Consider the following 13,450-nt stretch of genomic DNA (forward strand, 5'->3'; position numbering starts at 1 on the left):
ATGTCTTGCTAAAAATTAAATTTAATAACTTGTTTGGATAGAAGTGATCTTCGCGTCACCCCAAAGGCTTTCAATATCGTAAAATTCCCGGATATGCTTCTGGAAAACATGTACAACAACGTTGACGTAGTCCATTAGCACCCATTCGGCATTTTCGCTACCTTCGATGTGCCAGGGTTTATCTTTTAATTCTTTACTAACCGTTTTTTGTATGGAATTGACTATGGCGTTAACCTGTGTGTTTGAAGTACCGTTACAGATTATAAAGTAGTCGCAAACTGTGTTTTCAATTTCTCTAAGATCAAGGATATCAATGTCATTACCCTTTACTTCCTCAATCCCTTTAATAATATGTGCAATAAGTTGATCGCTGTTTTTTTCCTTTTCTGACATTAATTTGATTTATTTATGCAAATTTATCATTTTTTGCTCTTTTCGAAGAGATTCTTACAGAAGATTTAACGCCTATATCTCTTATAACTAACATGCGTATAATCAAAGTTGATGCCATTGACTCTACGAACAATTTCGTGCGTAAGTTCTATGACAATAAAGGTCATTTTGAACCGGTGTGCGTAAGTGCAGCTCATCAAACAAACGGCAGGGGTCAGAGAGGTGCCAATTGGAATGTCCAAGCCGGTCATAATCTCACTTTTAGTATACTTTACCCACAACGCGATCTCAATATATCCAGATATTTCAATCTCAACATCTGCATATCTCTGGCTATTTTAGAGGTACTTGGATCTAGAAATATACCTCATCTTAAGGTTAAATGGCCTAACGACATTATGTCACAAAGAAAAAAGCTGGGTGGTATTCTTATCGAAAATATCGTCAAGACTGAAGGGATCGTAGCAAGTATCATCGGGATTGGTATGAATGTGAATCAGACCAACTTTGATAATCTGCCTCAGGCAACTTCTTTAAAGAACGTCACCGGGATTCATTGGAATGTTGATGAACTACTTCATTGGCTTTGCGAAACTCTTGACCTTCACTTGAAGGCATTAGGCAAAATGAGTGAAGAAAAACTTATGCGTCAGTATCAGCAGAACTTATTTCGAAAGGATGTTATTTCCACGTTTGAAGCAGATGGATCTAGATTTAATGGGATTATTAGAGGGGTCACTTCCGAAGGAAAACTGGAGGTAGAAAAGGAAGAAGAGTTATTCCAGACTTATAATCTTAAGGAAATCAAATTACTATATTAAAAAAGCCGGAATTGAATCCGGCTTTTAAAAATTTTAGAGCTTCCCAATATTCTCCGTAAGAGAATTGATGAACTTCTGCAGCGGGCCTTTGATCATCATACCCATCATCGCATTAAATTTTCCTACAAAATCCATGTGCACTTCACTGCTATTTTCACCAGCAGAAGAAATATGGGTGTTCAAACTAAATGGAAACTTATCTGAAGTTGATCCCAGAACCACTAATTCCGGTTCCTTAGTTTCAGTGATCTTTAATTTGATCTCCGGCATACCTTTTAGTTGAAAAATAAAGGTGTCTTCAGCAGTAACCACGAACTTTTCCTTGCTTTTAGGCATGATCTCTTCGTAGTTCTCAACATTGGTCAGGAAATTGAACATTTCCTGCTGACTTTTATTCGCTTGTACTTTTTGACTTTCTAATTTCATATTATGGTTTCCAGTTTGCCGGATCTTTTCTCCAGGTTCTAAGAATATCGGCTTCTTCAGTGTTTATATAATTGGTGTTATGAGCAGTGTCTATTAAATGATCGTAATCGCTCAACGTGTGTAGTTCTATTTCTGCTACTTTGAAATTTTCTTCGGAAGCATCAAAACCATAGGTGAAAATAGCGAACATCCCCTTAACATTGGCGCCAGCTTCTTTTAGTGCGTTAACCGCATTCAGACTGCTTTTACCGGTACTTATCAAATCTTCGATAACTACAACGCTTTGGCCAGGCTCCAGGTTTCCCTCGATCTGGTTTTTTCTACCATGGCTTTTTGGTTCAGGCCGCACATAGACAAATGGAAGACTTAGATATTCTGCTACCAGCATTCCAATTCCTATTGCACCAGTCGCAACTCCAGCAATAACATCTGCTTTGCCGTATTTCAATTCAATTTGCTTGGCGAAATGCTCTCTAACATAGTTTCTAATGCTAGGATAGGAAAGAATAATTCGGTTATCGCAGTAGATTGGCGACTTCCAGCCACTAGCCCATGTAAAAGGCTCTTGCGGTTCTAATTTTATTGCTTTAATTTGCATTAAAAGCTCAGCGGTCTTTTTTGCTGTTTCCTTATTCAAAATCATAGATACAAATGTATAAAGTTTTTGTGAATGATATCCCCATAATAATTTCTACGAGAAAGGATTTTGGAGGAAACTATAAGAACTATCGATTAAAAACAGTTCGTCTTAAAAAAATAGTCCGGAAGATCCTGGATGGCAGACTCACCCACGTAAATCTTTATAATAAGGATGAAACCAAATTGCTGGATCTTCTTCTGAAGAAAATGAAGGTAGTCACTGCTGCTGGCGGAATGGTGATCAATTCAAAGGAAGAAATCCTATTTATTTATCGCAATAATCGTTGGGACCTTCCAAAGGGGAAAACAGAAAAAAATGAAAGTATTGAGGACTCTGCGATTCGTGAGGTAGAGGAGGAGACCGGTGTTCAGGGACTCGAGATCAAACGTTTTATCACCAGGACCTTTCATATTTTTAAAAGGAATGGCAAACTTCGCTTAAAGGAAACTTACTGGTACGAAATGTATACTGAATATGAAGGTGACCTGGTACCGGAAGCTAAAGAAGGGATTAAAAAAGCTAAATGGAAGAATTATGAGAAGACCCAGAAGGCACTCACAAAATCCTATGCGAATATTTTAATGCTTTTTCCTGAACGTTATTTAGCGGGGCAATCTAAAGATAGGATAGCGTAAATGTGCCTCTTCGTAGTTTGTAGATTGCTTATGTAACCAATCCAGCTGCGCATACCAGTTATTTCTGAAATCTGCATCCTCCCTTTTCTTTTGATCGAATTCTTTCTGAAGATTAGCATTGTTGTCCAGCAATTCTTTCGCTTTATCTTCAAAAACATAAGGAGAAAATCCTTCTTTCTGTTGAAGAACGGTATCAAAGAAATTCCAGTTAAAGAAAGAATCTGTAGCAGAAGGTTCCAGAGTTTCCAGAAGGTATCGGGCTCCATCCTGAAAAGTGGTTACGAGGAAATCTCCTTTTCTAAAACGGACTTCTTCCACTGTCTTACTTACTTTCGTATTTTGATGTGGATAATGACCTTCATATGGGTTTTCTGAAGTATCGTAATCTTCGATCTTATAAACTTCAACCTGGATCAATGTATCACGATCCAGCGGTTCCATCTTAATATTATTCATTTTAAGGCGGTCCACAACCTGCCACCAACCTTGCGGAATTACGTAAGCTCGAGGGATCTCTACTTCTTCAGTAGCCTTGAAATTATCGTAATACTCTATCTCTTTAGTGAATTCTTTACTATTATCATACTTCAGGCGTTCTCCACCTGTGACTTCACTGGCAATATTTTCAGCTTCATAACCCTTAAAATCTCTTTTGCTTGGGTTTTCCTCGTCAACTTCAAACTTCAGGTTATAATGTCTGTCTGTCAAATACTTTCTTTTCGCCTGATTTCGTAAATCTTTGATCCTTGATGATTCTTTGTCTGTGATCCTGATCATGGACTGCATCAATTCATAGGTTCCATAAACTCGCTTGTCATATCTTTTCAGCATATGTGTCTCAACCATCATTCCCAGGGTATTCCATAAAGTGGTGTAACCTGTGCTGTATCTGGGAGAATCCATAAACTGGGAAAAACCTGCTTCTGGAACATCGTTGAAGACATTTACATAAGGCGTGATATCCCAATTTTTATTCTTTAAGGAATCTTCCAGAGCGGGCATCATGGTTTCATTTAAATATTTACCAAGATTCCCTCCAAGTTTGTCATGCTGAGTAAAAAGGTGGGTAAGCGTATACTGGTAATCTGCGCCATTGCTTACGTGATTATCTATAAATACTTCCGGGTCTACGTAGTGAAAAATCTCGTAGAAGGTTTGAGCATTTTTAGTGTCGGCTTTTATAAAATCCCGGTTAAGATCATAGTTACGGGCATTTCCGCGGAAACCGTATTCCTTTGGGCCATTTTGATTGGTTCTTGTGCCGGAGTTACGATTTAGTGCTCCACCAACATTGTAAATAGGTATTGTAGCAACGATCGTATTTTTTGGTGAATTTATGGAATCTCCAGCCATATCTCTGAAGAGCATCATGGTCGCATCGATACCATCACTCTCCCCAGGGTGAATACCGTTATTAATAAGAATAAAACTATGCGACTTGCGTATCTTATCCAGGTCAAATTCTCCATCAGCATTGTAAATGGCCAGGTGCAAAGGATAGCCGCTATCTGTGCTTCCAAATTCAATAAGGTCTACGGAAGGATATGCTTCAGCGAGTTTTTCATAATAGCTAATAACTTCCTCGTAAGTGCCAGTTTCCTTACCACCAGATTTTTCGAAACGCGTTTCGAAATCGTAATCTTTAACCAGTTTGTATTTCGAAAAGTCGCAAGAACTAAAGCTGATTGCCAGCCCCAATATCAACCACAATTTTTTCATAAATATTTCTAAAAATGGAAGCGTAAACTTAGTTAAAAACTGACACTATTGCTAAAAATGAGAGCATTTCTAGCAGGTTACAGGTTGATGTTAAATTAAAACTAATCCCTTCGCCAGTTTACTGCAGCTATTTAAAACGGGTTATTTTTGTTGAAAACTGAAAGATGAGAAAGAATATAAGAAATCTGTGTATAGCTGGAACCGTCCTGTTTTCGGTAAATATGATGGGTCAGGCTATCGAGAATCTAAGTGAGGAGAAAAAGAATGAGTTGGCTCAATCTGGACCAGATATCGTTAAAACAACCGTTGGGGAACTAAAACTACCAGCGCCGTTTTCAACTGAATCTGTAACTAAGGAGAGTAAGCTCGTTGAATGGCCGGAAGGTGAGATGCCTAAAGCACCAGCTGGTTTTAAGGTGACCAAATTCGCCGAAGGTCTGGAACATCCAAGACGAACTTATGTTGCTCCAAATCATGATATTTTCGTAGTAGAGTCTGATGATGCCAAGAAAAGTGCGAATAAGATTACGATGTTCCGTGATAAGGATCAGGACGGAGTACCTGATGAGAAATACAGTTTTCTTAAGAACCTGAATCAACCATACGGAATGCTGGTAATGGGAGACTGGTTTTATGTAGCCAATGTAGACGGCGTAGTTCGTTTTTCATATAAGGAGGGACAGAATGCTATTGATCAAAAAGGGGAAGAGGTTTATGCGCTTCCTGCAGGTGGTTACAATCACCACTGGACTAGAAATATGATCGCCAGTCCTGATAATAAGAAAATATACATCACTGTAGGTAGTTCCAGTAATGTGGGTGAACACGGGATGGAGAAAGAAGAACGCAGGGCCAATATTATCGAGATCAATCCTGATGGTAGTGGTGAAAGAATTTATGCTTCTGGTTTGAGAAATCCAGTAGGTGTGGATTGGAATCCAATTACCGGCGAACTTTGGGCAGCCGTAAATGAAAGAGATAAGATAGGTGATAATCTGGTTCCAGATTATGTGACCAGTGTGAAAGATGGTGGCTGGTATGGATGGCCATATTCTTATTATGGTGATGTTAAAGATCCAAGATGGGCTAATGATCCACATAATGAGCTGGTGGAAAAAGCTATTATTCCAGATGTGCCAGTGGGTGCTCATACAGCATCACTTGGATTGACTTTTTATACTCAGGAAGCATTTCCAGAGAAGTATCATAATGGAGCATTTGTAGGTCAGCATGGATCATGGAACAGATCGAATTTTGCAGGATATAAAGTGGTATTCATTCCTTTCGATGAGAACGGAATTCCGCAGGAACCGGAGGATTTCCTTACTGGTTTTATTGCCAGCAACGATTCAAGCCAGGTTTATGGTAGACCAGTTGGTGTAACAACGCTTCCTGACGGATCTTTACTTGTGAATGATGACGACGGGAATACAATTTGGAGAGTCTCCGCAGAATAATTAGAAAATTTGAAGAAACTACATTTAGTCCTTGCTTTCTTGCTATTCAGTTCTGCTATAGTAAGTTCACAGAATTTTAGAGCGAAAGTAAAGGACTCCGAATCTGGAGAAATTCTGAATGATGTTACGGTGACTGCTGTAAGATCAGGAAAAATCCAGGTAACAGATAGGAATGGAAATTTCAGTTTTGACGGAATCAGTTTTCCGCTGAAGCTGAAATTTTCATTTATAGGCTATAAGACCACTACTGAAATTTTTGATGCTTCAGAAGAAGTAAAAATTATTGAACTACAGCGAGATATAGATGTTCTGTCTGAAGTTGTTTTACGTAGTTCCAATATTCCGCAGAAATTACTGAAGGAATCAGCTGCGGTGAGTGTACTTTCAGCAGAAGACCTTAAGCGAGTAGATGATTTCAACCTGGTGCAAAATCTCAATTATGTACCCGGCGTTTTCGTAAGTCAGGGTGCGCTGAATACCAATAAGATCGATATTAGAGGAATTGGCGCTCGTGCTCAATACAGTACGAACCGTATCAAAGCTTATTTCAATGGAATTCCACTCACCACTGCTGAAGGTGAACTAACGCTGGACGATTTTGACAATTCGTACCTTGACCGGATTGAGATTTATAAAGGACCGGTTTCTTCCATATTTGGAGCAGGATTAGGAGGTGCCATCAATCTTTATACTCAACGAAACAGGCAGGATCAGCGCTCTGTAGAGACGAGTTTTAGCTACGGAAGTTTTAATACTATGAAAACGGGTGTAAATGTGAACTACGTAGAAGATAGTCTTGACATTGCGATCAATTATAATAAACTGGATAGCGATGGGTATCGTGATAACGGCGCTTACGATCGAAATTCATTCGTTGTAACAGCTGGTTTGCTAAATAAAAAAGGAAATCGCTGGGATCTTTTCTACAATTTCACCAATTTAAAAGCCTTTATTCCCAGTTCTCTGAATCAGGATGATTTCCTGAACTCACCCACAAAGGCTGCTTTCACTTGGGGAAGTGCTGAAGGTTATGAATCTTATGATAAAAATATCCTTGGTTTAGCCTATACCCACAATTTTTCCGAAAGTTGGAAGAATCAAACCACGGTTTTTCTGAATTCCCGGGATGGATATGAACCACGACCGTTTGATATTCTTGATGAAAACAGGAATTCTATTGGTCTGCGAACCAATTTCAATCACGAAACTTCTATCGCCAGTATGCCTGCGAAAATCAGTTTTGGAGCTGAAGGGATGCTGGAGTTCTACGGAGTTCAAACCTACCAGAACTTATATCAGGATTTTGAGGATCAGGGTAGTGTTCAGGGAAACAGTCTAAGTAATAATGAACAGGATCGGAATTATATCAATTTCTTCGGACAGGTTCAACTGGAATTGACCTCGAAATTAACTGCCGATCTTGGAGTGAATTTCAATACTACTTCCTACGATTTACAGGATAATTTTAATCAGGATTCAGAAGATCAGTCCGGGGATTATAGTTTTGATGCAGTGCTTTCTCCTAGACTGGGGTTAAGCTATGAAGCTTTTGCCGGGAAGCATTTTTATGCATCAGCAAGTCATGGTTTTTCTACTCCTACGGTAGCGCAAACCTTGACTCCGGAAGGAAATATCAATACAGATCTTCAAACAGAAACTGGCTGGAACTACGAAATAGGCTTTAAAGGTAACTGGCTCGAAAACAGGTTATATACTCAAATGAATGCTTACTCTATACAAATTCGGGACCTGCTAGTAGCCAGACGAATTGACCAGGATCGCTATGTAGGGGTGAATGCAGGAAAGTCTGATCACTATGGCCTGGAATTTACTTCAGTTTACCAACAACCAATTTCGAATGATGTCTCGTTGAACTTTATGCTGAATGCGAATCTAACCGATTATACATTTGACAAATTCGTGAATCTTGGGGAAAATTATTCTGGAAACGAATTACCAGGTGTTCCGGAATATATGGTGACACCAACAATTGGATTCGATTATAAGGACTTTTCAGCAAATGTAAATTACAAGATGTTTGGAGAAATGGCGTTGGATGATTCAAATTCCGGATTTACTGAAGCTTACGAATTGCTGAATTTCAGAATGAATTATAATACGAAATTAACCAGTTATTTGCAGGCAGGTGCGAGCTTTGGAATCAATAATATTACAGATGAGCTCTATGCTTCAAGTATTGTAACCAACGCGGTAGGTTTTGGAGGTTCTGCCCCACGTTATTATTACCCCGGAATGCCAAGAAATTATTACGCTGGTCTAAATTTAAAACTAAGCCTTTAAGAAGACTGGGTCTTTACGACTTCAGGAACCATAAATTCATAACTTCCACCGTGACGCATCACTTCTCTAACGACGGTGGAAGAAATATGAGCGAGACCAGAACTGGATATTAAAAATATGGTCTCAATACCCGCCATTTTGTAATTCGTTTGACCAATCGCTTTTTCAAATTCGAGATCCTGGGCATTACGCAAACCTCTCAAAATAAATTCTGAATCTTTGGATTTGCAGTAGTCTACGGTAAGTCCGCTGTAAGTTTCTACGAGTATTTTTGCTTCGTCTTTGTAAGTTTCTTTTAGAAAATGCAATCTTTCTTCCAGGCTGAACATATACTTTTTACTGGAATTTGTGCCTATAGCCAGAATGATCTTGTCAAAAAGAGGCAATGCTCTATCGATAATATCTGTATGACCTAAGGTTAGCGGGTCAAAACTACCTGGGAAAACTGCTATTTTCATAATTCGCGATTTGATTTCTATTGATTCAATGCTGCTTCCACGGCACTTCCAAATAGATCTTTTAATGTAATTCCTGCTTTTTCGGCTTGTTGAGGTAAAATACTTGCCTGGCTAATTCCAGGATTAGTATTCATTTCTATAAAATGTGGTTCTCCATCATGAAAGATAAATTCTGATCTTGAAAAACCTTTCATCTTCAGTCTACGATAGATCATTTTGGCAATTTCCTGTACTTTCAAAGTATCTTCTTCGGAAATTCTAGCTGGTGTAATTTCCTGGGATTTCCCGAGGTATTTGGCCTCATAATCGAAAAACTCCCCATCTGGAACGATTTCAGTAACCGGCAAAGCGACAATTTCGCCTTTGTACATGATCACGCCAACAGAGACTTCAGTTCCATCCAGAAATGATTCAATAATCGCCTCATCATCTTCAGTAAAAGCAGTTTTTGCCGCAGAAACTATTTCTTCTTCGGTCTTAACTTTAGTTACCCCAAAACTACTTCCCGCACGATTTGCCTTCACGAAACATGGAAGACCAACGCGATCTACGATAGCCTTTGTGTCGATATCCTCGCCTTTATTCAGGAAATAGTTTGTGGCAGTTTTGACTCCGTAAGGTCTTAATACCGAAATAAGATCCCGTTTGTTGAAGGTCAATGCCGACTGGTAGTAGTCACAACTAGTTTGCGGTACTCCAATAAGCTCTAAATATGCCTGAAGTAGTCCGTTTTCTCCCGGTGTACCATGAATCGTATTAAAAACGCAGTCAAAACTAATAACCTTGTCATCTATAGTGACTGTAAAGTTGCTTTTATTGATTGGATAGGGGGTGTCATCTTCTGTTACCACGAACCATTCGCTTTGCAGAATATGAACACGGTATGGCTCGTAAAGGTCACGATCAAGATTTTTATAAACGATGTTACCACTGTTTATCGAAATGCGGTATTCACTGGAATAACCGCCCATAGCGATGGCGATAGTTTTCTTCATATTCAATATTTCCGGTTTGAAGTCGTTAAACAAAAATATCACTTAATAGGGCAGTCACCAAAACCAAAGGGTTTTATATCTTTGTCCATTATCATGAAACTATGGGATTTTTTCGATTTATTTTCAGCAAGACCTTTTTAATTCAATTGGTGCTTGCCGGTATTGTATTGGTTGTACTTGCTTTTCTGGCTATGCAATGGCTGGATTACTCCACGAACCAGGATCAGCGGATCGAAGTTCCCGACCTCGCCAAGATGAATCTTGATATTGTGGAGGATCGCCTGGATGAACTTAATCTTGATTTCGAAATCCTCGATTCTGCGAATTTCAATCCGGATTTCCCGAGGTATTCTGTAATAGAACAAGCACCTGCACCGGGTAAATTTGTAAAGGAAGACCGTAAGATCTATTTAACCCTGAATCCTTCCGGATATCGTAAAGTTGAAATTCCAGAGAATTTGATCAGAAAAACCCGCAGACAGGTAGAACCAACCTTAAGATCTTTAGGTTTTGAGATTGGTGATGTTAGCTACAAGCCAGACATTGCTGAAGATGCTGTGCTGGAAATTAGACATAAAGGTAAGCTGGTGGAAGCTGGTGAAAAATTAATGAAAACTTCTGTATTAGACCTTGTATTGGGCGATGGTAGTGGAAGATATAGAGAACTTGAAGACGATAGTCTGGATGTTCAACAGGAAACTGAAAGCGAAGTAGATGAATTCTAATATAGATCAGAACGACGAAATTGAAGATAATGACCAGAATGAAAGTCTTTATGAACATCATAAGTTCGTAGCAGATTCCGGTCAAAAACCGTTAAGAGTAGATAAATTCCTGATGAATTTCATCGAGAATGCTACCCGTAATAAAATTCAGAAGTCGGCCAAGAGCGGAAACATCTATGTAAATGGGGAAACCGTAAAGCAAAATTTTAAGGTAAAAGCTGGAGACACCGTGCAGGTGATGTTCGAGCACCCTCCTTACGAATACTTACTGGTGCCTGAAGATATTCCACTTGATATTGAGTATGAAGATGATACGCTGCTGGTAGTTAATAAACCTCCCGGAATGGTAGTACATCCCGGTCATGGTAACTATAGTGGGACTCTTATCAACGCACTTGTACATCACTTTGATAATTTACCAAATAATAGTAGTGATCGCCCGGGATTGGTTCACAGGATCGATAAGGATACGAGCGGCCTACTGGTGATCGCCAAGACCGAAGAAGCGATGGCTCACCTGTCAAAGCAATTTTTTGACAAGACGAGCGAAAGAGAATATATAGCGATCGTCTGGGGGAATATAGAGGAAGATGAAGGAACAATAGAGGGAAATATTGGAAGAAACCCAAAGAATAGATTGCAGAACTTAGTTTACGTAGGAGACCTTGCAGAAGAAGGAAAACCAGCGGTAACGCATTTTAAAGTGATTGAAAGACTGGGATATGTAACCTTAGTTTCATGTAAACTGGAAACTGGTAGAACCCACCAGATACGGGTTCATATGAAATATATTGGACATACGCTTTTTAATGATGAGCGCTATGGAGGAGATAGGATCCTTAAGGGTACAACATTTACCAAGTACAAACAGTTTGTAGATAATTGTTTCAAGATACTACCAAGGCAGGCCTTGCATGCAAAAACTTTAGGTTTCACACATCCAAAAACTGGAAAATGGATGAGTTTCAATACTGAAATACCTGAAGATATTCAAAATTGCGTGGATAAGTGGAGATCTTATGCCAAAAGTCAGATTGAGAATCTTTAACATAAAAGCTCTCTATTGATCCATCGATAACTAATTTTAATAGGTTTCAGAAATTTTAGTGATTCGGCTTATATTTGGGAAAAACAGGAAAATGAAAATTGTTGTTTCCCCAGCTAAAAGTCTGGATTACGATTCAAAACTACCCAGCGATCGAGGTACACAGCCACAATTTCTGGAAACTACCGCTAAACTGAATAGAAAGTTATCTCGCCAAACTAAGTCAGATCTTTCAGAATTAATGAGCATTAGCGATAAACTGGCTGACCTGAATTATACGAGGTACCAGGAATTCGAAGAAGATCACACCAAAAAGAATTCAAGACCGGCGATGTATGCGTTCAATGGGGATGTATACACAGGTTTGGAGGCGTATACAATTCCTACAGATAAACTTGATAAACTTCAGGATACCTTAAGAATTCTTTCCGGGATGTATGGGATCTTAAGACCATTAGATTTAATGCAGCCTTACAGGCTGGAAATGGGTACTTCTATTGGAATCGAAAGAAAAGATAATCTTTATGAAGTCTGGAAAGAAAAGATCACGCAATCCCTCAATGATGAGTTGAAAGAAAATGAGTTGTTTCTTAATCTTGCCAGTAATGAATATTTCAAGGCAGTTGATACGAAACAACTAAAAGTTCCGGTTATTTCACCAGTTTTCAAGGATTACAAAAACGGTAAGCTCAAAATCATTAGCTTCTATGCGAAGAAAGCACGTGGTTCTATGGTAAGATATATCATCGACAAGGATTGTGAGACTCTGGAGGATATTAAAGGATTCAATTACGAAGATTATCGATTTAGTGAAGAACATACGGAGAAAGAAGATCAGCCAACCTTTATAAGATAATATTCTGAAGCTTTTTCATCACACACATCCATTTCCGCCATTCATTCCTGAAAACGCTACAAAACTAATTGTTGGTACTTTGCCGCCTCCGCGATTTACACGTAGAGAATTGAAGCCGGATGATGTCGATTTTTGCTATGGAAGCAGGGATGGTTTGTTGTGGCCAGTGCTGGATCGTATATTCCAGCTAGATCTGAAGTATGAGAACACTTCAGAAGCGATACAGCAACGGCAAAATTTTTTGAAAAGTAGAAAGATTGGGATTTGCGATATAGTGGAAAGTAGCCGGCGCGAAAAGATCGATGCAAGTGATCTGGGAATGCAAAAAGTGGAGCTGCGTGATATGCTTGAAATTCTTCGGAAGTATCCAAAAATTGATACGCTTCTATTTACTGGAGGTAATTCTAAAAACGGACCAGAATATTTCTTCAGAAAATATCTCAAAGAACAAAGAGCAGAGATTAAGCTAAAGATCGTGTCAAATAAATCACCCAGAGTTCATCAGTTTATTCTGGAAGGGCGATCAATTAAGACTGTATCGCTAATTGCACCTTCTGGTGCTGCGAATATTTCCATTGGCAGTTCTGAACTTTACAAAGAATTGAAAAAGAAAAACCCTGAATTCAATACTCTTGATTTCAGGGTTCTTCAGTATAAAGAATTTTTCTAGATCACTGCAATTCTTTTTTATCCTGGTTAGCCAGTGTAGTAGGTTTGATCTTAAATTTGCGACGTTTTGGTCTTAGCTTCCCACTGGTTCCTATCGCGATCTTACCTCTTTTAGTTTTCTTATCACCTCTACCCATTTATTTTTTGTTTTGCTGATCTTTGATGGTCTTTTCATCTATATCCACCTTATTGGTTTCCTCGTTGCGATTTCCGGTTGGATTTGTTGGATTTTTCTGCTCTTTCGTTCTTTCTCTCTTGTTATCTTCAATTGGTCCTCCCATAATTGTAATTTTTATGATTTACTCTAAGA

The 13,450-nt window shown here is 38.9% G+C and carries 16 protein-coding genes; 8 read left to right on the forward strand and 8 right to left on the reverse strand.

Translation table 11 applies throughout. The annotated features are described in order from the left end of the window. Window positions 1-21 precede the first annotated feature (21 nt). Window positions 22-393: a ribosome silencing factor gene (gene rsfS, locus T8I65_RS03410; RefSeq protein ID WP_141876957.1), complete on the reverse strand. Its 372-nt coding sequence runs from the start codon at window positions 391-393 to the stop codon at window positions 22-24. 92 nt (window positions 394-485) lie between these two features. Here rsfS and T8I65_RS03415 point away from each other — a divergent pair, with 92 nt between their 5' ends. Further along, on the forward strand, window positions 486-1,214 hold the full coding sequence (locus T8I65_RS03415; RefSeq protein WP_322302044.1) for a biotin--[acetyl-CoA-carboxylase] ligase: 729 nt from the start codon (window positions 486-488) through the stop codon (window positions 1,212-1,214). Between the two features lie 33 nt (window positions 1,215-1,247). On the opposite strand, the gene T8I65_RS03420 is transcribed toward T8I65_RS03415, so the two are convergent. Both T8I65_RS03420 and pyrE read right to left on the reverse strand, forming a co-directional pair. Continuing rightward, window positions 1,248-1,640: an SRPBCC family protein gene (locus T8I65_RS03420; RefSeq protein WP_322302045.1), complete on the reverse strand. Its 393-nt coding sequence runs from the start codon at window positions 1,638-1,640 to the stop codon at window positions 1,248-1,250. A 1-nt stretch (window position 1,641) separates the two neighbouring features. Further along, complete coding sequence (pyrE, locus tag T8I65_RS03425; protein ID WP_322302046.1) at window positions 1,642-2,283, reverse strand: orotate phosphoribosyltransferase; 642 nt, start codon at window positions 2,281-2,283, stop codon at window positions 1,642-1,644. An 8-nt stretch (window positions 2,284-2,291) separates the two neighbouring features. Here pyrE and T8I65_RS03430 point away from each other — a divergent pair, with 8 nt between their 5' ends. Continuing rightward, window positions 2,292-2,915: an NUDIX hydrolase gene (locus T8I65_RS03430; RefSeq protein WP_322302047.1), complete on the forward strand. Its 624-nt coding sequence runs from the start codon at window positions 2,292-2,294 to the stop codon at window positions 2,913-2,915. Here T8I65_RS03430 and T8I65_RS03435 read toward each other — a convergent pair. After that, the gene (locus T8I65_RS03435) at window positions 2,883-4,634 is read right to left on the reverse strand and encodes a M14 family metallopeptidase (RefSeq protein WP_322302048.1); all 1,752 of its coding nucleotides are present in this window, start codon (window positions 4,632-4,634) and stop codon (window positions 2,883-2,885) included. The two genes, T8I65_RS03430 and T8I65_RS03435, sit on opposite strands and share 33 nt — an antisense overlap. A gap of 164 nt (window positions 4,635-4,798) precedes the next feature. Here T8I65_RS03435 and T8I65_RS03440 point away from each other — a divergent pair, with 164 nt between their 5' ends. After that, window positions 4,799-6,091, forward strand: a complete 1,293-nt coding sequence (locus tag T8I65_RS03440; protein ID WP_416173204.1) for a PQQ-dependent sugar dehydrogenase — start codon at window positions 4,799-4,801, stop codon at window positions 6,089-6,091. Between the two features lie 9 nt (window positions 6,092-6,100). Next, a complete protein-coding gene (locus T8I65_RS03445; protein ID WP_322302049.1) occupies window positions 6,101-8,392 on the forward strand; it encodes a TonB-dependent receptor domain-containing protein in 2,292 nt (763 codons plus the stop codon). On the opposite strand, the gene coaD is transcribed toward T8I65_RS03445, so the two are convergent. After that, window positions 8,389-8,850, reverse strand: a complete 462-nt coding sequence (gene coaD, locus T8I65_RS03450) for a pantetheine-phosphate adenylyltransferase (RefSeq protein WP_322302050.1) — start codon at window positions 8,848-8,850, stop codon at window positions 8,389-8,391. The genes T8I65_RS03445 and coaD overlap by 4 nt on opposite strands. A gap of 17 nt (window positions 8,851-8,867) precedes the next feature. Continuing rightward, window positions 8,868-9,845 (reverse strand): D-alanine--D-alanine ligase, encoded by a 978-nt coding sequence (locus T8I65_RS03455; RefSeq protein WP_322302051.1) that lies wholly within the window; start codon window positions 9,843-9,845, stop codon window positions 8,868-8,870. 101 nt (window positions 9,846-9,946) lie between these two features. Between T8I65_RS03455 and T8I65_RS03460 the strand changes: the two genes are divergently transcribed. The 4 genes from T8I65_RS03460 (at window position 9,947) to T8I65_RS03475 (ending at window position 13,141) form a co-directional block, all read left to right on the forward strand. Beyond that, window positions 9,947-10,570: a PASTA domain-containing protein gene (locus T8I65_RS03460; RefSeq protein ID WP_295178882.1), complete on the forward strand. Its 624-nt coding sequence runs from the start codon at window positions 9,947-9,949 to the stop codon at window positions 10,568-10,570. Further along, window positions 10,560-11,618 (forward strand): RluA family pseudouridine synthase, encoded by a 1,059-nt coding sequence (locus tag T8I65_RS03465; protein WP_322302052.1) that lies wholly within the window; start codon window positions 10,560-10,562, stop codon window positions 11,616-11,618. The genes T8I65_RS03460 and T8I65_RS03465 overlap by 11 nt, the downstream gene beginning before the upstream one ends. Before the next feature lie 91 nt (window positions 11,619-11,709). Beyond that, window positions 11,710-12,471: a peroxide stress protein YaaA gene (gene yaaA, locus T8I65_RS03470; protein WP_322302053.1), complete on the forward strand. Its 762-nt coding sequence runs from the start codon at window positions 11,710-11,712 to the stop codon at window positions 12,469-12,471. 4 nt (window positions 12,472-12,475) lie between these two features. After that, entirely contained in the window at window positions 12,476-13,141 is a 666-nt protein-coding gene (locus T8I65_RS03475) for a uracil-DNA glycosylase family protein (RefSeq protein ID WP_322302772.1), read from the forward strand. Between the two features lies 1 nt (window position 13,142). Here the strand turns inward: T8I65_RS03475 and T8I65_RS03480 are convergent, their stop codons facing one another. Beyond that, entirely contained in the window at window positions 13,143-13,277 is a 135-nt protein-coding gene (locus T8I65_RS03480) for a 30S ribosomal protein THX (RefSeq protein WP_141876970.1), read from the reverse strand. Further along, window positions 13,278-13,421: a hypothetical protein gene (locus T8I65_RS03485; protein WP_185739462.1), complete on the reverse strand. Its 144-nt coding sequence runs from the start codon at window positions 13,419-13,421 to the stop codon at window positions 13,278-13,280. Between the last annotated feature and the right edge of the window lie 29 nt (window positions 13,422-13,450).

This window comes from Christiangramia sp. OXR-203, from assembly GCF_034372165.1.
In the GTDB taxonomy this organism is placed as follows: domain Bacteria; phylum Bacteroidota; class Bacteroidia; order Flavobacteriales; family Flavobacteriaceae; genus Christiangramia.